Source organism: Salicola sp. Rm-C-2C1-2 (assembly GCF_040196175.1).
In the GTDB taxonomy this organism is placed as follows: domain Bacteria; phylum Pseudomonadota; class Gammaproteobacteria; order Pseudomonadales; family Oleiphilaceae; genus Halospina.
Genome location: NZ_JBEFNF010000003.1, coordinates 28533 through 49140, shown reverse-complemented (window position 1 = coordinate 49140; position 20608 = coordinate 28533). Strand labels below are relative to the sequence as shown.

At 61.1% G+C, this 20608-nt stretch carries 25 protein-coding genes; 13 read left to right on the top strand and 12 right to left on the bottom strand.

The annotated features are described in order from the left end of the window. The first annotated feature begins 338 nt into the window (after window positions 1–338). The 3 genes from AAF659_RS07385 (at window position 339) to AAF659_RS07375 (ending at window position 2048) form a co-directional block, all read left to right on the top strand. A complete protein-coding gene (locus AAF659_RS07385; protein ID WP_349751083.1) occupies window positions 339–488 on the top strand; it encodes a hypothetical protein in 150 nt (49 codons plus the stop codon). A 7-nt stretch (window positions 489–495) separates the two neighbouring features. Further along, on the top strand, window positions 496–1485 hold the full coding sequence (locus tag AAF659_RS07380; RefSeq protein WP_349751082.1) for an NAD(P)H-dependent flavin oxidoreductase: 990 nt from the start codon (window positions 496–498) through the stop codon (window positions 1483–1485). Window positions 1486–1574: 89 nt separating this feature from the next. Next, window positions 1575–2048, top strand: coding sequence for a DUF5615 family PIN-like protein (locus AAF659_RS07375; RefSeq protein WP_349751081.1), 474 nt, complete (start codon window positions 1575–1577; stop codon window positions 2046–2048). 114 nt (window positions 2049–2162) lie between these two features. Here AAF659_RS07375 and AAF659_RS07370 read toward each other — a convergent pair whose 3' ends face one another. Next, window positions 2163–2591 carry an organic hydroperoxide resistance protein gene (locus AAF659_RS07370; protein ID WP_349751080.1) on the bottom strand — a complete coding sequence of 143 codons (429 nt, stop codon included), beginning with the start codon at window positions 2589–2591 and terminating at the stop codon, window positions 2163–2165. Window positions 2592–2663: 72 nt separating this feature from the next. Beyond that, the gene (locus AAF659_RS07365; RefSeq protein WP_349751307.1) at window positions 2664–3113 is read right to left on the bottom strand and encodes a MarR family winged helix-turn-helix transcriptional regulator; all 450 of its coding nucleotides are present in this window, start codon (window positions 3111–3113) and stop codon (window positions 2664–2666) included. 118 nt (window positions 3114–3231) lie between these two features. On the opposite strand from AAF659_RS07365, the gene AAF659_RS07360 reads away from it, so the two are divergent. Then, window positions 3232–3867 carry a class I SAM-dependent DNA methyltransferase gene (locus AAF659_RS07360; protein ID WP_349751079.1) on the top strand — a complete coding sequence of 212 codons (636 nt, stop codon included), beginning with the start codon at window positions 3232–3234 and terminating at the stop codon, window positions 3865–3867. A 17-nt stretch (window positions 3868–3884) separates the two neighbouring features. Here the strand turns inward: AAF659_RS07360 and AAF659_RS07355 are convergent, their stop codons facing one another. From AAF659_RS07355 to rsmD, 9 genes are all read right to left on the bottom strand, one after another. Continuing rightward, window positions 3885–6923 carry an efflux RND transporter permease subunit gene (locus tag AAF659_RS07355; protein WP_349751078.1) on the bottom strand — a complete coding sequence of 1013 codons (3039 nt, stop codon included), beginning with the start codon at window positions 6921–6923 and terminating at the stop codon, window positions 3885–3887. Continuing rightward, window positions 6923–8050, bottom strand: a complete 1128-nt coding sequence (locus AAF659_RS07350; protein WP_349751077.1) for an efflux RND transporter periplasmic adaptor subunit — start codon at window positions 8048–8050, stop codon at window positions 6923–6925. Before AAF659_RS07350 ends, AAF659_RS07355 begins: the two co-directional genes overlap by 1 nt. A 154-nt stretch (window positions 8051–8204) precedes the next feature. Next, window positions 8205–8861, bottom strand: a complete 657-nt coding sequence (locus AAF659_RS07345; protein ID WP_349751076.1) for an alpha/beta hydrolase — start codon at window positions 8859–8861, stop codon at window positions 8205–8207. A 63-nt stretch (window positions 8862–8924) separates the two neighbouring features. Continuing rightward, complete coding sequence (gene hslO / locus AAF659_RS07340) at window positions 8925–9773, bottom strand: Hsp33 family molecular chaperone HslO (protein WP_349751075.1); 849 nt, start codon at window positions 9771–9773, stop codon at window positions 8925–8927. Between the two features lie 9 nt (window positions 9774–9782). Beyond that, window positions 9783–10202 (bottom strand): RNA-binding S4 domain-containing protein, encoded by a 420-nt coding sequence (locus tag AAF659_RS07335; RefSeq protein WP_349751074.1) that lies wholly within the window; start codon window positions 10200–10202, stop codon window positions 9783–9785. 4 nt (window positions 10203–10206) lie between these two features. Then, complete coding sequence (gene yrfG / locus AAF659_RS07330) at window positions 10207–10902, bottom strand: GMP/IMP nucleotidase (protein WP_349751073.1); 696 nt, start codon at window positions 10900–10902, stop codon at window positions 10207–10209. After that, window positions 10874–11206 carry a hypothetical protein gene (locus tag AAF659_RS07325; protein WP_349751072.1) on the bottom strand — a complete coding sequence of 111 codons (333 nt, stop codon included), beginning with the start codon at window positions 11204–11206 and terminating at the stop codon, window positions 10874–10876. The genes yrfG and AAF659_RS07325 overlap by 29 nt, the downstream gene beginning before the upstream one ends. 87 nt (window positions 11207–11293) lie before the next feature. After that, a complete protein-coding gene (gene mutM, locus AAF659_RS07320) occupies window positions 11294–12103 on the bottom strand; it encodes a bifunctional DNA-formamidopyrimidine glycosylase/DNA-(apurinic or apyrimidinic site) lyase (RefSeq protein ID WP_349751071.1) in 810 nt (269 codons plus the stop codon). 5 nt (window positions 12104–12108) lie between these two features. Beyond that, the gene (rsmD, locus tag AAF659_RS07315; RefSeq protein ID WP_349751070.1) at window positions 12109–12699 is read right to left on the bottom strand and encodes a 16S rRNA (guanine(966)-N(2))-methyltransferase RsmD; all 591 of its coding nucleotides are present in this window, start codon (window positions 12697–12699) and stop codon (window positions 12109–12111) included. 124 nt (window positions 12700–12823) lie between these two features. Here rsmD and ftsY point away from each other — a divergent pair, with 124 nt between their 5' ends. The 6 genes from ftsY to AAF659_RS07285 all read left to right on the top strand — a co-directional run bounded on the left by ftsY (window position 12824) and on the right by AAF659_RS07285 (window position 18878). Further along, window positions 12824–13972: a signal recognition particle-docking protein FtsY gene (ftsY, locus tag AAF659_RS07310; RefSeq protein ID WP_349751069.1), complete on the top strand. Its 1149-nt coding sequence runs from the start codon at window positions 12824–12826 to the stop codon at window positions 13970–13972. 24 nt (window positions 13973–13996) lie between these two features. Continuing rightward, the gene (gene ftsE, locus AAF659_RS07305; RefSeq protein WP_349751068.1) at window positions 13997–14686 is read left to right on the top strand and encodes a cell division ATP-binding protein FtsE; all 690 of its coding nucleotides are present in this window, start codon (window positions 13997–13999) and stop codon (window positions 14684–14686) included. Then, complete coding sequence (gene ftsX / locus AAF659_RS07300; protein ID WP_349751067.1) at window positions 14679–15659, top strand: permease-like cell division protein FtsX; 981 nt, start codon at window positions 14679–14681, stop codon at window positions 15657–15659. Before ftsE ends, ftsX begins: the two co-directional genes overlap by 8 nt. A gap of 110 nt (window positions 15660–15769) precedes the next feature. Beyond that, window positions 15770–16624 carry an RNA polymerase sigma factor RpoH gene (gene rpoH, locus AAF659_RS07295; RefSeq protein WP_349751066.1) on the top strand — a complete coding sequence of 285 codons (855 nt, stop codon included), beginning with the start codon at window positions 15770–15772 and terminating at the stop codon, window positions 16622–16624. Between the two features lie 183 nt (window positions 16625–16807). Beyond that, window positions 16808–17476, top strand: a complete 669-nt coding sequence (locus AAF659_RS07290) for a winged helix-turn-helix domain-containing protein (RefSeq protein ID WP_349751065.1) — start codon at window positions 16808–16810, stop codon at window positions 17474–17476. Then, a complete protein-coding gene (locus AAF659_RS07285; protein ID WP_349751064.1) occupies window positions 17463–18878 on the top strand; it encodes a HAMP domain-containing sensor histidine kinase in 1416 nt (471 codons plus the stop codon). The genes AAF659_RS07290 and AAF659_RS07285 overlap by 14 nt, the downstream gene beginning before the upstream one ends. A gap of 14 nt (window positions 18879–18892) precedes the next feature. On the opposite strand, the gene AAF659_RS07280 is transcribed toward AAF659_RS07285, so the two are convergent. After that, a complete protein-coding gene (locus AAF659_RS07280; RefSeq protein WP_349751063.1) occupies window positions 18893–19168 on the bottom strand; it encodes a hypothetical protein in 276 nt (91 codons plus the stop codon). A 113-nt stretch (window positions 19169–19281) separates the two neighbouring features. Here AAF659_RS07280 and greB point away from each other — a divergent pair, with 113 nt between their 5' ends. From greB to AAF659_RS07265, 3 genes are all read left to right on the top strand, one after another. Further along, window positions 19282–19782 carry a transcription elongation factor GreB gene (gene greB / locus AAF659_RS07275; protein ID WP_349751062.1) on the top strand — a complete coding sequence of 167 codons (501 nt, stop codon included), beginning with the start codon at window positions 19282–19284 and terminating at the stop codon, window positions 19780–19782. Between the two features lie 86 nt (window positions 19783–19868). Continuing rightward, window positions 19869–20306 (top strand): hypothetical protein, encoded by a 438-nt coding sequence (locus AAF659_RS07270; protein ID WP_349751061.1) that lies wholly within the window; start codon window positions 19869–19871, stop codon window positions 20304–20306. 25 nt (window positions 20307–20331) lie between these two features. After that, complete coding sequence (locus AAF659_RS07265) at window positions 20332–20604, top strand: acyl-CoA-binding protein (RefSeq protein ID WP_349751060.1); 273 nt, start codon at window positions 20332–20334, stop codon at window positions 20602–20604. Window positions 20605–20608: the final 4 nt, after the last annotated feature.

Genomic DNA, 20608 nt, shown 5'->3' with positions numbered 1-20608 from the left:
TTTGATCAGGTGCTGTCCAGGGAGAGCAGGGCCCTTCATCTGGCACGCTGAATCTGCATGAATCGAACAGAGCGGCGGTTTTGAGGCCGGTGAGACGCCAGATGCTCGCTATGCCAAGGCCATAGACCGTGTCCCCCCCGCTACTCCAGAATTTGCATGGGTTCGGTCACAGTTGGCGTACACATGGCGTAACCCGGTAACAGATATTGGATCTTAATGCACGGATTGGGCTGGGAAGCACCGAGCTGTGGCGAGTTATTCGAAAGCAACTGGAGGATGCGTTCGAGTAAGGCACTTTCAACGATCCTGAGTGACGCCCAGCTGATTAGTAGGAGGCAATGAATTCCCTGCAGGTCGGGGTGGCCACTGAGGATATTGGATTCGTGGCCTCCGAGGTGTTCTCCATGGATGGCTCGCGCAGTGAAAGCGGTGTCGGGACCCAGCATACTGATGTCGCGTTAAGGTTGGTTAAATCCACTGATGACTGAAATGGCTATGAACGAAAAAAACCTAGAAACACCGCTTACGCGCCTACTGGGCATCCGCCACCCGGTCCTGTCTGCCCCCATGGCCTGGGTCGCAGGTGGGCATCTGGCTTCGGCGGTCTCGGAGGCAGGCGGGCTGGGCCTGATCGGGGGGGGCTACGGTGATGCGGAATGGCTTGAGCGGGAACTGGCCAGCGCGGCTGATACGCCCGTTGGCGTTGGCTTCATCACCTGGAGCCTGAAACAGAAGCCGGATCTGCTCGACCAGGTGCTGGCGCATCAGCCCAGTGCCATGATGCTCTCGTTCGGGGAACTGGCCGGGTTTGCCCAGAAGATCAGAAAGGCCGATTGTTGCCTGCTGGCACAGGTCCAGACTGTGGAGCAGGCAAAGAAGGCCGTGGATGAAGGCGCGGACGTCATCATCGCCCAGGGCACCGAGGCCGGCGGGCATGGCGCGAACCGGGCCACGCTGCCCCTGGTACCTGCCGTGGTGGACGCCGTTGGTTCTGTCCCCGTGGTTGCGGCCGGCGGTATCGCGGACGGACGCGGCGCGGCGGCGGCCATGATGCTCGGAGCAAGCGGGGTCCTGATGGGCAGCCGCTTCTACGCCACCGAGGAATCCCTCGCGCATCCGACTGCCAAGGCGGGTGCAGCCAGCGCCGTTGGCGACGACACGGTTCGCAGCTCGGTATTTGACAGGTTAAGGGGCTACGGTTGGCCGGAGCCCTACACGTCACGCAGTCTGCGCAACCGCATGACCGACCGATGGCACGACCACCTGCCTGAGCTCGAGGAAAACCTTACCGATGAGCGGGAACGGTTCCAGGCTGGTATAGAGGAGGGGGATTTCAACCTTGCCCCGCTCATTGTGGGTGAGGCGGTGGATCTGATCGATCGTGTGCGATCGGCTCGTGACGTTGTTGAGGATGTGGTTGCTGAAGCGGTTGAGTTGCTGGGGCAGGGAGCACCCAATGTCTCACTGGGTTCCGGACCTGCCTAAAGGGTAGCGCTTGCAATTGGTGATCAGCGCTTGCCGGCAGCACGCTGCTAACAGAGTGTCTGTTCGATTCATGGCGGGAGCCGACAGCAGTGCGAATACTCTGCGACGAAATGCTAAGCGGCATTGCCCAGTGGCTGCGCGTTGCGGGGTATGATACGGAGGTGCCCACTCAGGGTCTGCCGGACGATGAGCTGATGGCTCAGGCGCGTGCCGAGGGGCGCTGGCTGCTTAGCGCTGATTCCGATCTTCTGGCGTTCGCCGACGCGCCCCGCTATGTCATCTATCTCCAGGGCCAGGATGACGAGGCACGGCTGCGGGATCTGACCCAAAGGCTGGATCTGGACTGGTGTTGGGCGCCGTTCACACGCTGCAAGAACTGCAATACTTTGTTGCACGAGGCGAGCGAGTGGGAGGTGGCGCACTACTACCCCGGTTCCATCTGGTTGGATGGGCAGAGTGTCTGGGCCTGCGCAATCTGTTGCCAGCTTTTCTGGGAGGGCAGCCATGTCCGGCGAATGCGGGCGAAGCTAGAGGCCATGAACCGCTGGCGTCAACGCCGGTGAACAAGGAGGCTTGTTGGCGCCTGGGGTGGCGCTGGACGGGCCAGATCTAAACGCGGATGGCGAAGTGGATAAGGCCGCCTCCTGGACGGCCCCATCTATGCGCCATGGCTGTCTTCAGACCGTCACCACCAGCTCCACCGGCACGTTATTCCGGGTGGCGTTGGAATACGGGCATACTTGGTGCGCCTTGTGCACCAATTCCTCGGCCTGCTGCTGATCAAGGTCAGGTAGATGGATGTGCAGCGTGACGGCAATACCAAAGCCGTCGCCTTCCGGCCCGATGCCGACCTGGCCGGTGATGGTGGTTTCCTCGGGCAGATTGACCTTGGCCTTGCCTGCCACAAGCTTCAATGCGCCCTGAAAACAAGCGGAATAGCCGGCCGCGAAGAGCTGCTCGGGATTGGTGCCTTCCCCGCCGGCGCCACCCAGCTCCTTGGGGGTGGTCAGGTTCACGTTGAGCTGGCCGTCGTCACTTGCGGCTTTGCCGTCACGGCCGCCGGTGGCGGTTGCCTGGGCCTGGTAAAGGATCTTTTCTGCACCCATGGTCTTCCTCCTCTCGGGTTTTCGGTGGTTCGCTATTAAATAGCGCGCGATTTAAATGATTAAAAACGAACGTTAATCGGTAAGCCGCTGGCGCAGCTTATGCAGGTCGTCACGCAGCCGTTCCAGTTCTTCCGGGCTGCACTGCGTGGCACACATCACCGATTCCGGTACGGCCTCGGCCCGTTCCCGTAGTGCCTGCCCCTGTTCCGTGAGAACCACCTCGACCTGTCGCTCGTCCTCCTGGCTGCGCTGGCGCCGCAGAAGGCCGGCGGTCTCCAGTCGCTTGAGAAGCGGCGTGAGGGTGGCCGAATCCAGGAACAGCCTTTCTCCGATCCCAGAGACGGTCTGGCCGTCTTCTTCCCACAGGACCAGCATCACCAGGTACTGGGGATAGGTCAGATCCAGCTCTTTCAGCAGCTTGCGGTAGACCTTGCTCATTGCCAGCTGGGCCGAATACAGGGCGAAGCAGACTTGCCGGTCCAGCGCGAGCAGGCTTTCCTGGGAATTACCGTTATCGTTCATGCTGGGCATTTTAAATTGTGCGCGATTTAATAGCAAGCATGGTTTCCGGTGTTCCATGCTCAGGCTGCTAAGGTAGCCGATTGGATAGCGTTGCTGGATTATTGATGAGGAGCCGGTCATGACGGACAAGACCATTACCAAGACTGAAATCCTGAACAAGGTATACACAGCGGACGATCATGAGCAGCTGATGGACGCCTACAAGGCGTGGGCAGCGGATTACGACAGCGACCTGGCGGAGCTCGGCTATGTGGCGCATGTTACCAGCGCCAAGGCCCTGGACCAGGCGCTTGTTGGCAACCACGACGCGCTCATCCTGGATGCCGGCAGCGGCACCGGGTTGGTGGGAGAGGAACTGGCCAGGCTGGGCTACCACACCCTGGACGCACTGGACTATTCCCGGGACATGCTGGACCAGGCGGAGACCAAGAACGTCTACCGCCAGCTGATCCAGGCGGACATGAAAGAACGCCTGCCGCTGGACGACAATGCCTACGATGCTGTGGTCTGCACCGGCACCTTTACCTACGGCCACATCACGGCTGATGGCTTTGATGAGCTGATCCGCGTTACCCGCCCGGGTGGGATGATCGTGTTCACCGTGCGCGAGGGGGCCTACGAGGAATACGGTTACCGCAAGCGGATGCTGGATCTGGAAGTGCAGGGCGTGTGGGAGCTGGTCAGCTTCTACGACACGCCCTACCAGATCGAGGAGGGCAATACCTGCAAGATGGCCACCTACCGGGTGCTTTGAGGGGCCATTGAGGCCCCTTACTTTCCGGGTCGGATCCCCAGAAGGCGCACATAGCCCGCCGGCAGCACCAGGATGGTCAGGATGGCGGCGAAGGCCAGCCCGAACATGATGGCCAGCGCCATGGGCGCCCAGAAGGGGCCGGAAACCGCCAGTGGCAGCATGCCGAGCATGGTGGTTGCGGCGGTCAGCAGGATGGGGCGCACGCGGCTGGTGGCTGCCTCGCCAATGCCCTCCAGCGTTCCGCTTTCAGCCAGCGCCATGTCCATTTTCTGGACCATGACCACGGCGTTGCGGATGATCATGCCGGAGAGGCTCATGGTGCCCAGAAGGGCCATGAAGCCGAAGGGCTGCTGGAACAGCAGAAGCCCGACGCTGACGCCCACCAGCCCCAGCGGCACCATCAGCATGACCAGCAGGGTGCGCCGGAACGAGTTGAACTGGGCCATGAGCACCAGCACCATTAGGCCCAGAATGACCGGCACGGGCTTCAGAACACCCGCGCGGGCTTCGTCTGACTGGTGAACCTGGCCGTCCCACTGGGTGTCGTAACCGGAGGGAAGGTTGACCTTCTGGATCTTGGGGGCCAGGGCGGCGCGCACCTCGGATGCGGTATAACCCTTCGCCAGGTCCGCTTGCAGTGTGATCGCCCGCTCACGGTTGTGGCGCCAGATCACGGGGCGCTCCCAGTCGAGCTCGATATCGGCGACCTGTGTGAGCGGGACGGGTTTGCCGCCGCTTTCCGGCCAGACCACCATGGTTTCAAGCTCGGAGGGGTCAGTCCGCTCGGGCAGCGGGAAGCGCCAGACAATGGGAATGCGCTCATCGTCCTCACGGAACACGCCCACGCCTTGCCCGGCAAAGGCGGTGTTCAGGGCCTGGTTGATGCTGTTGGTGGTGATCCCGGCGCGACGGGCCCGGTCCTGGTCCACATCAATGGTGACTCGGGGCTGGGTCTGGCGCCAGTTATGCCGCAGGTTCGTGACGCTCGGGTGCTCGGCCATGACGGCCTGCAGTTTTCCGGCCGTATCCACCAGTTCCTCCCGTTCCGGCCCGGTAACCCGCAGTTGGAGCGGGAAGCGTACGGGTTCGCCCAGTTGCATTGGCCGCACCCGGGGTTCGGCTTCCGGGTAACCATCTTCCAGGTGCTCCCGGATTTTGGCCATCACAGGGTCGACGTCTTCCTTGGTCTCCACGTTGACCAGGATCTGCCCGAAGGCGGGGTTGGGAGTTCTCGGAATCATGGGCAGATAGAACCGTGGCGCGCCTTCACCGATGAAGGCGGTGATGTCCGTCACCGATTCCATCGCCATCAGCCGTTGCTCAATCCGGGCCATGTCTTCGCTGGTCTGCTCGATGCGGCTGCCTTCCGGGAGCCAGTAATCCACCATGAACTGGGAGCGTTCGGCCGGTGGGAAAAAGGTCTGTGGCACAAAGCTGAATGCCACGGCACTGGCGGCCACGATGAGGATGGCACTGGTTGTCAGGATCCAGGGGCGGCGGAGTGTGGCGCTGATCAAGCGGTGCACCCACTGGTAAAAGGCGCGGTCCTCGGGGTTTCCAAGCCCGCTCTTACTGTCCAGCAGCCAGTAGTTCATCAGCGGGGTGCCAACGATCGCCAGCAACCAGGAAATGGCCAGGCTGATGGCCACCACCCAGAACAGCGAACGGGTGAACTCGCCCGTGGCGGTGTTGGTCAGGGCGATGGGCGCGAAGGCGAGAACCGCGATGGCGGTGGCTGCCAGCAGGGGCCAGGCGGTTTCCTGCACAGATTCCGCAGCTGCTTTGAGGCGCTGGGTTCCGCGCTGCATCTTCACCTGCATCAGCTCGGAAATCACGATGGCATTGTCCACGATCATACCGAGTACGATCACCAGGGCCCCGAGTGATACGCGATGGAGCTCAAAGCCCATCAGGTACATGCCCACAAAGGTGCCGAGGATGGTCAGGGGCACCCCAAGCCCGACGACGAAGCCGGTGCGCAGGCCCAGCGAGATCATCAGGACCGCCAGAACAATGGCCACTGCCGTGACCAGGTTGATCAGGAAGTCGCCAACAGCCTGCTCGACTTCCTCGGACTGCAGCGCGATGCCACCGAACTCGATACCGACCGGCATCTTGGCCTCGATCCGGTCCAGCTCGGCCTGGACCCTTTCGGTGAGCTCGACCACATTGGCCCCTTCAGCCGGCACCACGCCCAGGGCGAGGGCGGATTCGCCCTGGTGGCGCAGGCTGGCATCGGGCGGGTTGGCGTAACCGCGCCTGACTTGCGCGAAGTCACGCAGTTGCACAAGCTCACCGGTCACGGGGCTGCGGATGTTGAGTCTGGCCAGCTCCTCCACGGACTCAAAGGTGCCGGTGGTGTTGATCCGCAACCGGCGTGATCCCATTTCGGTGAAACCACTGGGCGCGACCACGTTCTGCTTGTTGAGAGCGTTGACCACCAACGCTGGGGTCAGGCCCAGCTCGGCAATCTTCGAGCGGCTGGTTTCAATGAAAACCCGTTCGCCCTGGTCGCCGAACAGGTCGACCTTGGCCACATCATCAACCCGCAGCAGCCGTTGCTGGAGATGGTCCGCGATGTCATTGAGCTCGGCGTAGCTGTAGTCGGCGCCTTCCACGGACAACAGCATGCTGTAGACGTCGCCGTAGTCGTCATTAACGCGCGGGCCGCGCACGGCGTCGGGGAGTTTGGCGCGGGCCGTGATGACCTTCTTGTTGAGTTCATCCCAGATCTGGCGCAGTTGCTGGCCGCCGTACTGCTCCTTGACCTCCACGTAAATGATGGAGGTGCCATTGCGGCTCAACGATTCAATGCTCTCTAGCTCACCAAGCTGCTGGATCTGCTTTTCAAGCGGTTCGGTCACCTGCTGCTCCACCCGCTCCGCGTCTGCGCCGGGGTAGCCGGTCATCACGATGGCGGTACGGATGGTGAACTCGGGGTCCTCCAGCTGCCCAAGCCGGGTGAAGGCGATGACCCCGAGCAGAGTCACCAGAAGGATCAGGAACCCCACAAAGCGATTGCGGCTGATCGCGCCGCGCACCAGTTGCGCCAACATCACTGAACCACCCCGCCCTCAAGCCGCTTGACCTTCTGGCCTTCCTTCAGGTGTTGGGCGCCGGCCACCACGATCTGCTCACCGGATTCAATCTCACCGGTGATCCGGACGCTGTCGGTTTCCAGTGACTCGGTGGTGACCGGGCGTGACGCGACCTGCCCGGAGTCCGGGTTCCAGACCCAGACATGGGGCTGGTCCTGTTTTTGGAAAATGGCTTCCACCGGGACCAGGAAGCTGTCATCCCAGGAGGTATCCCTGAGACTGGCCTTGAAGGAGACTTCAGCGGTCATCCCTGGGAGGAGCTCTCGCTCAGGGTTGTCTACCGCAACCCGCACCGGGTACGCCTGGGTGGCTGGTGAGACATCAAGGCGGACATTGTCCACTCGTGCATCGAGGCGCCGGTTATCCAGAACTGGCATGTAAACGTGCACGTCCTCAAGACGGTCGCGGAACTGCATCAGCCGTTCCGGAATGCTGACCTCGACTTCCACGGTTTCGATGTTGTCGATCGAGAACACCGGGCGTTGCGGGCTGACCTGCTCGAACGGCTCCGCCATGCGGCGGTTGATTACGCCATCAAAAGGTGCCTCAAGAACGGTGTCATCAAGTGCTGAGCGGGCTGTTTCAAGGGCTTCACGGGTGGCGTTGCGCTTGGCGCGGGCCTGCTCATAGGCGCTTTCGAGGCGGTCGAACCTGGCGTCGCTGATGGCATCGGAGTCCACCAGTTTTTTGCCCCGCTCCCAGTTCTTGCGCGCTTCGTTCAGGGTGGCCTGGATGGATTCCAGCTTGCTCTCGGTTTCGTTCACCTTGAGGCGGAAATCCCGCTGGTCCAGTTTCCCCAGCACCTCGCCCTCGGTAACCTCATCACCCACGTCCGCGTTGAGTGTTTCGATCTTGCCAGGCACCCGGAAACTCAGGGTGGTGGTCTCGGCGGGTTCCATACGCCCGCTGAACCGGCGCGAGGCCAGGCCGGTGGGCGTTTCAAGCGTCATCATCCGCGCGGGCCGCAAGGGCTGGTCTTTAGCGGTTTCGGAGCTCTTGCCGGGATCCCCGTTACAACCGCTCATCAACAGGGCGATGGCTGGGATCCAGAGGTAACGCCTGAGGTAGGCACGTGGCTGAGTCATGGAACAGGTCCCTGTTGTAGGAAAAGTGGCTGGTGTTGGTGTCCATTCTGCGGCTGGTGAGCGCAGGCGGCAAGAAAAAGACCATGCCTGAATTCAGACGCGGTGGAGGGCACCGGGATCTGCATTTCCGCAATCCATAGCGGAAGCTTGCCGCTCAGATCAGCGATCGCAGCCAGGCGCCGATGGCCTGGATCTCTTCCAGGCATACTTCGTGCTCCATGGGGTAGGTGCGGTATTCCGGCTCGTAGCCGAGCTTGCGCAGGTGTTGTACTGCTTCCTGGCCCAGGAATTCGGGCAGCATGGCATCGTTTGTGCCGTGGGCGACGAAGACGGGCAGCTGATTGTTGGCTTCTGCGGGCGTGGTCAGGTTGATGCTGGCGAAGTAGCCGGAAAGTACCATGAGCCCGGCCAGGGGCTGCTCAAAGGTGAGGGCGGTGTGGTAGGCCACGGCGCCGCCCTGGGAGAAGCCGGCGATGACGATGCGGTTACTGGGTACGCCGCGGTCCATTTCACGGTGGATCAGGTCGCGGGTGCGGCCGGCGGAGGCGAGGATGCCCTGTTCGTCGGTATCGTTGTGGCGATCCAGTGAACGGATGTCGTACCAGGCGGGCATGACCATGCCGCCATTGAGGGTGACCGGGATCTGCGGGGCGTGCGGGAAGATAAAGCGCACGCTGGCATCTTCCGGCAGGCCCAGGTGCGGGATGACGGGTTCGAAGTCATGCCCGCTGGCGCCCAGGCCGTGCAGCCAGATGACGCTGGTTTCCGGATTGTCACCGGTGGTCTTTTCCACGCAGTCTAAGTATTCCATGAGTGCCCTCCGCTGTTCGGTGAGGGCGTTACTCTAGCGTGCCGAGCGGTCTCCGGGCCAGTGTCAGTGGCGTTGATGGGGCCCGAACAGGGCTTCGATGTCCTCCTGGCCGAAGCGGTACTGCTGGTTGCAGAACTGGCAGTCCACACTGATCTCGCCCTGTTCCGCCAGCAGGTCGTAGCATTCCTTGGCACCCAGGGTTTCCAGCGCGTTGGCCGTGCGCTCGCGGGTGCAATGGCAATGGAAGAACACTGGCTCGGCCGGATAGAGGCTCAGGGACTCCTCGTGGAAGAGCCGGTGGAGCAGTGTCTCGGGGGCTACGGAGAGCAGTTCTTCCTGGGAGGTGGTGCGCGCGAGCTGCGTCAGCCGGTTCCAGAGGTCATCGTCTTCGGTGGTCTCGTAGCCGGGCATTTTCTGCAGCATCAGGCCGCCGGCTCGCTCGGTGTTGGCGAAAAGCAGGATCAGGGTATCGAGCTGTTCCGAGCGGGTAAAGTAATCCTGGAGGCACTCCTGAAGGGTGTCGGATTCCAGCGGGACAATGCCCTGATAGCGCTGGCCCTGTGCTGGCTCTATGGTGATCACGAGCTGGCCGTGACCGAGTTGTTCGCCAAGGGAGCCGCTCTGGATGCTGTCATCCGTATGTATGAGCCCGCGAGCGCCGCGCTCATTGCTGCAGTCCGCCATCAGCAGTGTAACCGGGCCCTGTCCTTTGGCTTGCAGGCTGATGCGCCCCTCCATCTTGAGCACACCGCCCAGCAGCACTGCCGCACTCAGGCTTTCAGCCAGAAGCCGCTGGGCGGGCTCGGGGTAGTCGCGCTTTTCAACGGCGCTCGTGAGGGTATCCTCGATCAGAACGAGCTCGCCACGGACCTCGCCCTCATTGAACACAAAACGCTGCAGGGTATCAGTCATGGGAACTCGCTAGTGGGACATCTGATTTTTGACGCGCTGCAGTTCGCGGCGCTGCTTCTTGTTTGGTCGGCGCGCGGGCGGATGCTCAGCGGCAACCATCATGCGTCGCCGCCAGGCGTTTTCCTCGCGTTTTTCTTTGCTGGCCTCAGTCTCGGTATAGAGCATTTCAGCCTGGGTCGCGCTGCCGCGCTTATCGCTGAGCCTATCGATGATGACTTCAAAGGTGGTAGAGCCTTTATGCACTTCGACCCTGGCTCCTTGAATGACAAACTTGCCTGCCTTGGGCCGCTGGCCTTCATAGCGGACTTTGCCTCCCTCAATAGCCTCGCGGGCCAGGTTGCGGGTCTTGAAAAAACGCGCGGCGCAGAGCCACTTGTCGAGACGCACGCGTTCGGCGCTGGAGTCGGATTGGTCGCCCTTTTTGCTCATGTGGTCATTGTACCGGCTGCGGCGGTGTGATCGGAAGGAGCGTCTCGAATCGCTCCAGAACCGGCCAGCGGCCCGCCGGGATCGGCTCATGCTGGCTGTCGGGCTGGTGGATGCTCAGCAGGTGCCTGATACCAAAGCCCTCGGCGGCATTCAGAGCCGCATGGTTGTCGTCGATAAGAACCGCTGTCGCCGGGTCAAAGGAGTCACAGGCATGTAGCGCTGGCCAGAAGGCTGGGTCTTCCTTGGGGCGGCCGAAGCTGTGGGTGCTGTGGATAGCGTCCACCCAGTGGTCAAGACCGGTGCGCTGGCGCTTGAGATCCAACCCGCCCTCGTGCGCATTGGTGACGATCACGGTGCGGCAGTGAGAACTTTTGAGAGCGCGCAGGAAAGCCATCGCACCCGTGCGGTAGCGGATGCGGTCGCCTACTTCATGCTTGAGCCCGCTCACATCCATACCCAGGCGGTCGCTCCAGAAATCCAGGCAGTACCAGTCCAGGGAGCCTTTCAGGTTCTGGATGGTATCCTGGATCTCCTGGCTGGCCTTTTCCGGGTCCACGCCCCGCGCCTGCGCGTAGCGCGCCGGGAGGTGGGTGAGCCAGAAATGCGTGTCGTAATGCAGGTCCAGAAGGGTGCCGTCCATATCCAGAAGGACGGTCTGGATCTGTCCCCAGTCAATCATCGGTCGCGTTGATGACTTCACCTTTATTGCGTCCGGATTCGGTGCAACCAAGACAGCGTACGAAGGTCGCCTTGGCCGGGCCGACCACCAGCGTCTCGCCCACTTCGTCCGCGTTGCCGCCCAGTGCTGAGAAGGGCAGGGCTACAGTATGAACGACGCTGCCGACCACAGTAGCGCCGAGCAGCAGCGGACGCGCAATGAGGGCGTCCCCGACCATGGCCATGGCGGAGGGTTGTTCCTCGACGCGCTGGGCCTGTGCCGGACCGGCAAACGCCATGAAAGCGCTTAGAGAGGCAACGGTGACCAGTGTGCTCAGCTTTTTCATCGGGTGTCTCCGGAGCGTTGTGATTTTGACCCCACTATGGCCCAGATACGCGTTTTTTCAAGCCCCATGTTCACAGGCGCCCGGCGCTCAGCGTTGGCAGCGTGCACAGAACACCGTACTGCGCTGCCCGATGACACGGTGGCGCAGCGGCTGGCCGCAGCGGTGGCAGGGCTCGCTCTCACGGCCGTAGACGGCCAGCGACTGGCGGAAGTAGCCGGGGTTGCCCTGGCTGTCCGTGAAGTCACGCAGAGTGGTACCGCCGAGCTCGATGGCATTCATCAGCACTTGCTGTATCGCATCCGCCAACCGTCGGTAGCGCGTGCGGCCCACGCGACCGGCCGGGCGCTGAGGGTGGATGCCGGCCATGAACAGGGCCTCGGCAGCGTAGATATTGCCCACACCCACCACGATCTTTGCATCCATGATGAAAGCTTTGACTGAAGCACGGCGGCCCCGGCTCCGGTGGTACAGGTGGTCGCCGTCAAAAGCCGTGCCCAGTGGTTCCGGTCCCAGTGGGGCCAGCAATGGATGCTGTGGCGGGTCCGTGCTCCAGAGCCAGGCCCCGAAGCGGCGTGGGTCGTTGAACCGTAGAATGCGCTCCGCCAGCGGGATCTCCACATGGTCGTGAGTACGGCGGGCTTCGTCCGGCTGGCTCAGCCGCAGGCTGCCGGACATGCCCAGGTGCACCAGAGCGGTGCCGCGCTCGTTATGCAGCAACAGGTACTTGGCACGGCGGCCCACGTTGGTTATGGGCCTTCCGATCAGACGCTGGGGCAGTTCCGGAGGGATGGGCCAACGCAGGGACGGGTTGTGAATCCGTACCTCAGAGGGTGTCACGCCTTCCAGCCAGGCGGCGATACCGCGCCGCGTGGTTTCGACTTCGGGCAGTTCCGGCATAGGGTTCAGGTGACCTCGAAAAGACTGTAGGCGACCTGGCCGGCCTGCTTGCGCCGGACCAGTGCCCATTCCGGTGGCACCGAGGGGGCATGCTCACTTTCGTGCTCGATGTAGATGCGGGCGTTATCCGCGAGCAGTCCGGACGCGGCCAGTGTGCTGCAGACGGGATCGATCAGGTCCGCGCGGAAGGGCGGGTCCATGAGCACGATCCGGACCGATTCTTGGAACTCTGGTGCCCGGAGCCATTTCAGAACGTCCTGGTTAACCACATAACCGCTACGCGTGTTGAGCGTGCTAAGGTTCTGCGACAGAGCGCTGGCCAGTCGGGGGCTGTGCTCCACAAAAGTGACGCTCGCGGCCCCGCGCGACAGTGCCTCCAGCCCCAGGGCCCCGCTACCAGAGAACAGATCCAGACAGTGGCTGCCCGCAAGGAAGGGCATCACCCAGTTGAACAGGGTTTCACGCACCCGGTCCGGTGTGGGGCGCACACCGTCCACGACCGGGAAGGACAGTGTCCGGCGGCGCCAGTCACCGCCGATCAGGCGGACTTGGCCCTGCTCATTGCGCCGGTTTCGGCGCTGGCTGTGTGATGCCATGCTGTTTTCGCTTTTTGGACGGCCCTGCTGAGGGCGGGTAGAATAACGTGCCTTGACCGCGCCCGGCCAGTTTCCCCGATGGTCGGCCAATGGCACCGACGATATATGGGCAGGATTGATCGCCATGAATGCAGAATTGATTTTCAACGCCCTCCTTGTACTTCTTGTCGCCTGGTTTGTAGTGGACCTGATCCGGGGCCGGCAGCAAATTCCGAAGCCACCGCAACCGCCCGAGCGCCAGCATCGGGAACCGGCATCAGCGCCGGAGGCGGAGGCGTCCGCTGAGCAGACTCCCGCCAAACCGGAACCGCAACCGATCCCGGAACCGGAACCGGAGACCGAGGAGCCGGTCAGTTTTTTTCAGCGCATGCGCGAGGGCCTGGGGCGCACGAGGGAGCAGCTGGCGGATGGTCTGGCGAATCTGTTTGCAGCCAACAAGCAGATTGACCGGGACCTGCTGGAGGAGATTGAAAACCTGCTACTGACTGCCGATGTGGGCATGACGGCGACCACCGAGATCATTGACAGCCTGACGGCGAAGCTTGAGCGCAGTGAGCTCAGGGACTCGGATGCGCTGTTCCGGGCCCTGCGCGAGGAACTGCACGGAATTCTGGAGCCCTGCACCACGCCGTTGGAGCCAAAGACCGAGAACAAGCCTTTTGTGATCCTGATGATTGGCGTCAACGGTGTTGGCAAGACCACGACCATCGGCAAGCTGGCCAAGCGTTTCCAGAATGATGGCCAGAGCGTGATGCTGGCCGCCGGTGATACATTCCGCGCCGCGGCGGTGGAACAGCTTCAGGTCTGGGGTGAGCGCAATAGCGTGCCGGTAGTGGCCCAGCACACGGGGTCCGACAGTGCGTCCGTTATCTATGACGCTATGGAATCAGCCCAGGCGAAGGGTACGGACGTTCTCATCGCTGACACCGCCGGCCGGCTCCAGAACAAGGACAATCTGATGAACGAGTTGGCCAAGGTGGTGCGGGTGATGAAGAAACTTGACCCCGAGGCGCCGCACGAAGTCATGCTGGTTCTGGATGCGGGCACTGGTCAGAACGCGCTGAGTCAGGCCCAGACTTTCCAGGAGGCGGTCGGTGTGAGTGGCGTAACCCTGACGAAACTCGATGGTACCGCCAAGGGTGGCATCATCTTCGCCGTTGCACGCCAGTTGGGGCTGCCGATACGCTACATTGGCGTGGGCGAGACGGCTGACGACCTGCGCCCCTTCGCCGCGGATGAATTCGTGCAGGCCCTTTTTGACGGCCGGGAATGATCTGGTGCCCAGAGATGAGGCGTGATGATTGAATTCCGCCAGGTAACCAAGCGCTACGAGCAACAGTTCACAGCCCTGCGTGGCGTGAGCTTTGCGCTCGGGCGCGGTGACATGGCGTTTCTGACCGGCCACTCAGGCGCCGGCAAGAGTACCCTCCTCAAGCTCATCATGTTGATGGAGCGCGCTACCGCTGGCCAGGTGCTGGTGGGGGGGCAGGCGCTGGAAAAGACCCCGCGTCGGCGCATTCCCTATCTCCGTCGTCATGTCGGCGTTGTGTTCCAGAATCACCAGCTGCTGTTTGATCGTACCGTATTTGATAATGTCGCCATGCCGCTGGAAGTTACCGGGGTGGCGCCGAGCGAAACTGGGCGCCGGGTAAGAGCAGCGCTGGATAAAGTCGGTCTGCTGAAAAAAGAGCAGCTTAATCCCATCAGTCTGTCCGGTGGGGAGCAGCAGCGGGTGGGCATCGCCCGCGCAGTGGTGAACAAGCCGCCGCTGCTGTTGGCGGATGAGCCCACCGGGAACCTGGACCCGACGCTGTCCTCCGAGATCATGGATCTGTTCCAGGAGTTCAGTCGGGTTGGCGTCTGCGTGTTGGTTGCAACCCACGACATTGGGCTGATCGAAACCATGGGGCAGCGGACTCTGGAGCTGGCCCAGGGGGAGCTGATCCATGATGGCCTGCCGGTGGCGCTGGAGACCGGTCATGGCTGAACCCCGCCAGCAGACCTCCCGTGGCGCGGGCAGCGCACGGACGCCCTTGCGGGATCAGTTTCACAGCTGGTTCAGTCACCATCGCCGTTCCGCCCGTGATAGCGCTCAGCGTCTCCGTAATACGCCGCTCTCAAGCCTGATGACAGGCCTGGTGATGGGGATCGCACTGGCTCTGCCAACGGCCCTTTTTCTGATCATGGGCAGCATCCAGCAGATCGGTGGCGGCTGGGAGCAGGCCGGGCGCCTGAGTGTCTATTTAACGCCAGAGACTGGTATGGAACGGGCTGCGGAGCTGGCTGGACGCTGGAGCGGGAACGCCGCGGTGGGCGACGTCACGGTTATCTCCCGGGATGAGGCCATGGAAACCATGCGCTCGAATGAAACGCTCAGCGGAACTCTGGGCTTTCTAGAGGATAACCCGCTGCCTCATACGCTGGTTCTGACACCGGATCGGTCCTATCGGGAAGCCGCAGCTCTGGAGGATTTGGCAGAGCGGCTGCGCCAGGCAACAGGTGTGGATCAGGTGAAGCTTGACCTGGCCTGGTTGCAGCGTCTTAACGCCATGGCCGACGTGCTGGGACGGGCCACTCAGGTACTGTCGCTGCTGCTGGTGGCGGGGGTGGTGCTGGTTATTTCCAACACGGTACGGCTTGCCATAGAGAGCCGTCGGCGCGAAATCATCGTAGCGCGCCTTGTGGGCGGCACTGACAGTTTTGTTCGTCGGCCCTTTCTCTACACTGGCGTTTGGTACGGAGCCCTGGGTGGCGTGCTGGCGTGGTGGCTGGTAGAAGTGGCATTCTGGTGGTTGAGCGGTCCGGTTGGCCGCTTGGCTGAACTCTACAACAGTGGTTTCAAACTCCAGAGACCTGGGCCTGATGAAGTGGTTCTACTGCTTGGTAGTGCCCTTGTTCTGGGGTGGCTCGGGGCCTGGTGGGCGGTGCATCGCCACCTGCGGGCTGTGGAGCCGGATTAAACGTTCATACGGGGTAGTCCGTATGGACGCAATGGGCTTGAAAGCGTAAGAAAGGTCCATATGTTAATGGCAGTATCGTTGTCGGGAGACAATGAACAGGGGGGAGCACCATGGGTACACAACTTCAGCTCAGCCAGAACCTGGTACCGGGTGCCAATCTGGAGAGCTACATTCAGACCGTCAACCAGATTCCGATACTGGGTTCCGATGAAGAACAATCGTTGGCCCAGCGTTATCAGGAGCATGGGGACATTGAAGCAGCGCGGCAGATGGTTCTGTCGCACCTACGGTTTGTTGTGCATATCGCGCGCAGCTATGCAGGCTATGGCCTGAATCAGGCGGACCTGATTCAGGAAGGTAACGTTGGTCTCATGAAGGCGGTTAAGCGCTTTGACCCGGGCTATGGGGTGCGGCTGGTTTCCTTCGCCGTGCATTGGATCAAGGCTGAGATCCACGAGTTTATTCTGCGTAACTGGCGCATCGTGAAAGTAGCTACGACCAAGGCCCAGCGTAAGCTGTTCTTCAATCTGCGCAGCTCCAAGAAGCGTCTGGCTTGGCTTAATAATGACGAAACCGAGGCGGTGGCGAAGGACCTGGGCGTGGAGCCGAAAGTGGTCCGTGAGATGGAAGGCCGCATGACGTCTCATGATATGGCTTTTGATGCACCCACCGATGACGATGATGAGACCGGCTGGCAGGCGCCCGTTCACTATCTGGACGACAAACGCTATGATCCGGCCAGCCAGCTGGAGCACGCGGACTGGAGCCAGGACTCCAGCGCACGGCTCGGCCATGCTTTGGCGGGACTGGACGAACGCAGTCAGGACATTCTTCGCCGGCGCTGGCTCAGTGAGAATAAGGCAACGCTACATGAGCTGGCCGACGAGTATGGCGTTTCCGCCGAGCGCATCCGCCAGCTTGAGAAAAACGCAATGAAGAAAATCCGCACCAGCATGGTGGCCTGAGCACCACCGCCAGTGAAGCATCTGGAAGGCCGCTCCCCCGGGAGCGGCCTTTTTATTTGGAGCGTCATCAGCCTTAATACATGGTAACTTTGCCGGTAATGCACCTCGCCCGTAACCTGCCGGCGATCTGTTAATGTTTTTCGAGGGCTTACGTAAAAGGGGGATTTCAGGGTGCGTGTATTGGTGATTGAAGATGATCAGGATGTGGCCGACTACCTGAACAAGGGACTGCGCGAGAGCGATTACGTGGTTGATCATGCCACTGATGGCAAGGAAGGCATGACCATGGCGGCGTCGGGTGATTACGATGTGATGATCATCGACCGCATGCTGCCGGGCATGGATGGACTCAACATCATCAAAACCATCCGTGCCACCGGCAATCAGACCCCGGTTCTGATCCTGAGCGCACTGGGTGATGTGGATGCTCGTGTGGAAGGACTGCGCGGCGGGGGGGATGATTATCTCACCAAGCCATTTTCCTTCACTGAGCTGTTGGCGCGGCTGGATGTGCTTGCGCGGCGTGCGCGCAGTGGTGGTGATACCGAGACGGTGCTGAAGGTGGCGGATCTGGAGATGGACCTGCTGGCGCGTACCGTTAAGCGCAACGGCATGAACATTGATGTGCAGCCCCGTGAGTTCCGGCTTCTGGAATACCTGATGCGCCATGCCGATCAGGTGGTAACCCGTACCATGTTGCTGGAGAAAGTATGGGACTACCATTTCGATCCGCAGACCAACGTCATCGACGTTCATATCAGTCGGCTGCGCTCCAAGATCGACAAAGGGTTTGAAAAGCCGTTGCTGCAGACCATCCGTGGCGCCGGGTACATGCTTCGTGACGATTCTTAGCCAGCTACGAACCTCCACGTTCCAGGTCGCGATGCTCTACATGGTGGTGTTCGCTACCTCTGTGTTCATACTGCTGGCGTTCATTTACTGGCGTACTGCCGGGTTCATGATGGAGCAGACTGACCAAACCATTGAAGCGGAAATCGCCGGCCTTGCGGAGCAGTATCGTTCGCGGGGCATCAATGGCCTTATGAACGTGGTGCGCGAACGGGTGTCCCGGGATCCAGAAGGGGACTCTCTATACCTGTTCGCCACCGAGGACTACCTCAAGCTCGCCGGCAACCTTCCCAAGTGGCCCGAGGAAGCCAGGACCAGCAACGGCTGGATCGACTTCTCTCTCAATGAATCCATGGGCTTTGAAGGCGAGCCCCGACGGGCGCGGGCGCGTGTGTTCGAGGTTCAGGGCGGGCTGAGGTTGCTGGTGGGGCAGGATATCAGTGAGCTCAGCCGGGTTAAGAGCCTCATTGAGGCGGCTATGAACTGGGGGATGGGGATTTCGCTGGGGCTGGCTGTGATCGGCGGCTTTTTCATGAGCCGGAGCACAACCCGGCGGATCGAGGTTATCAATCAGACGGCCTACCGGATCATGCATGGGGATCTGTCCCAGCGCGTGCCCACCCGGGGTACGCAGGATGACTTTGATCAGCTGGCGGATAACCTCAACCAGATGCTCGATCGCATCGAATACCTGATGGAAGGCATCCGTCATGTGTCAGACAGCATTGCCCACGACCTGCGCACGCCACTGACCCGGCTCCGAACCCAGCTCGAGAACACCCTGATCAACCTGAAAGATCCGGATGCCCAGGAACAGGTGGGTGAGGCAGTAGCTGAAGCGGATCAGCTTCTGGGTACCTTCAATGCCCTGTTGCGTATTGCCCGCCTCGAAACGGGAGGCAAGACGCTGCAAAGCAAACCGCTGGAGCTGAGCACTCTGGTAACGGACGCGGTTGAGCTCTACGAGGCAGTGGCCGAAGAGAAAGATCAGGTTCTTGGCTACGAAGCAGACGAGGAAGTAGCGCTGCTTGGCGACCGGGATCTATTGTTCCAGGCGGTCAGTAACCTGATCGACAACGCCATCAAATACACCGACGAAGGCGGTCGCATTGGCGTGGCGGTTCGCCGTGAAGGAGACCAGGCGGTGCTGGAGGTGGCGGACAGTGGCGATGGCGTACCGGACCACGAGAAGGAAAACATCTTCGGCCGCTTCTATCGCGTTGGCAAGAGCCGGTCACAGCCTGGCAATGGGTTGGGTCTAAGTCTGGTGAGTGCTGTGGTGGAGTTGCACGAGGGGCGTATTGATCTCTCGGATGCCGACCCCGGCGCCGATAGGCCTGGCCTGAAGGTCACACTCTACCTTCCAGCCCAGGCTTCGGCGGCGGATAACGGCGAACGCGAATAGCGTGCGGGACCGCTTCAGGCGCTTTTGCCGCCGACCAGACCGCGCACCGTCTCAGTTGCAGTGCGAGCCGGGCGGAAGGCCAGCTCGGCCGCATTCTCGGCTATCGCCCGATAGCGTGCTGTGCGCGCGTTAAGACTGTCGATTTCGCCTTCAAACCGGTTCTTTTCGGCCATCATGAAAGCAGCCAGAGTGTGACGGTTGACCCGGTTGGTGACACCAAAGTTTTCAAGTTCATAGCCGATACGATCAAGGCCATTCAGTGCCACTGCAGTCAGTTTTTTGGTATTCATAGGGCTCACCTCTGATTGGGTTCCGGATTCAATCTGGCATGAGACTACTGCGAATGATTAGAGTGCACAACCTAACAACCGCCGTTACGGATCAATGATCCACGGGAGAAGCTATGGGACGCTATCGACCACCACGCCAGCACGGTTCCCGCTACATTACGCCCGAGGGTGAGCGGGCGCTGCGCGAAGAGCTGCGCTATCTGTGGAAGGAGAAACGCCCGGCGGTAACCCAGGCTGTGAAGGAGGCGGCGGCTCAGGGGGATCGTTCCGAGAACGCCGAGTACATTTACGGCAAGAAGCAGCTGCGGGAGATTGACAGCCGTGTGCGCTTTCTCAGCAAGCGGCTGGATGAGCTTACGGTCGTCCGTGAATCGCCCCAGGATACCAGCCGTGTCTTCTTCGGCGCTTGGGTGACGTTGGAGGAAGAGGAGAGCGGTGAGCAAGTGCGTTATCGCCTTGTCGGACCGGATGAGTTCGATGTGAGCGAGGGCCTGTTGAGTGTCGATGCGCCCTTCGCCAGAGCCATGCTACGCAAGCGTGTGGACGATGAAGTGGTCCAGAAGACCAGTGAGAGAGATCGCGTATGGATCATTACGGAGATTCATTACGCCTGAATGCCAGGAATGCGAGTGCGTTGGCGATTTTCTGAACGCGCACGCGCTATCATCGGACTGAATCCGCTGGATAGGGAGAATCCGGTATGCCAGCCCGATACTGGCGTTGCGCTTACGCGCTCAGCGCCCTTTTGGTTGCGTTTGCGTCACCGCTGCAGGCGCAGGAGGCCAGCAATGACGGGGATGAAGGCTTCCCATCGCAGAGTGAACGCTCCACTCTGGAAAGTATTCAGTTCGCCCCGGTGGGCGAGGAACAGCTGAGCGAAACGAGCATCCAAGGGGCCCTGGGACCCCCCACTACAGGGCTGGTGGGTGCGGATACCCAGCTTTTGGTTGAGCCAGTGTACCTCAGTGATGATTTGCGCCGGGCTCTGAATATGGAGCGGAATCAGCTGGAGCGTCAGCGGGAACAGCTGATCGGACCAACCATGGATAGGTCTGCAACGCCCCAGGTTCAGTATCCCGGTTTTCAGAACCGGACTTATGCGCCCGGGTCCACCACTAACACGCAGGTACGGGAGTAACAGCCAGTGTTCAAAGAGGTAGCTTATGAGTGACCTGAAACAGCAATTCGATGAAGCCGTTAACTACGTGCAGAGTGCGGAAGGTGACTTCAAACCTTCCAATGACCTCAAGCTCCAGTTTTATGCGCTCTACAAACAGGCCACCGAGGGCGATGTGAAGGGCAAGAAGCCCGGTATGCTGGACCAGGTGGGGCGTGCTAAATACAGCGCCTGGGAAGAACTCAAGGGCACCAGCTCCGATGATGCCATGCAGCAGTATGTGGATCTGCTGGAGAGTATGAAGCAGAAGCACGGCTGAACGG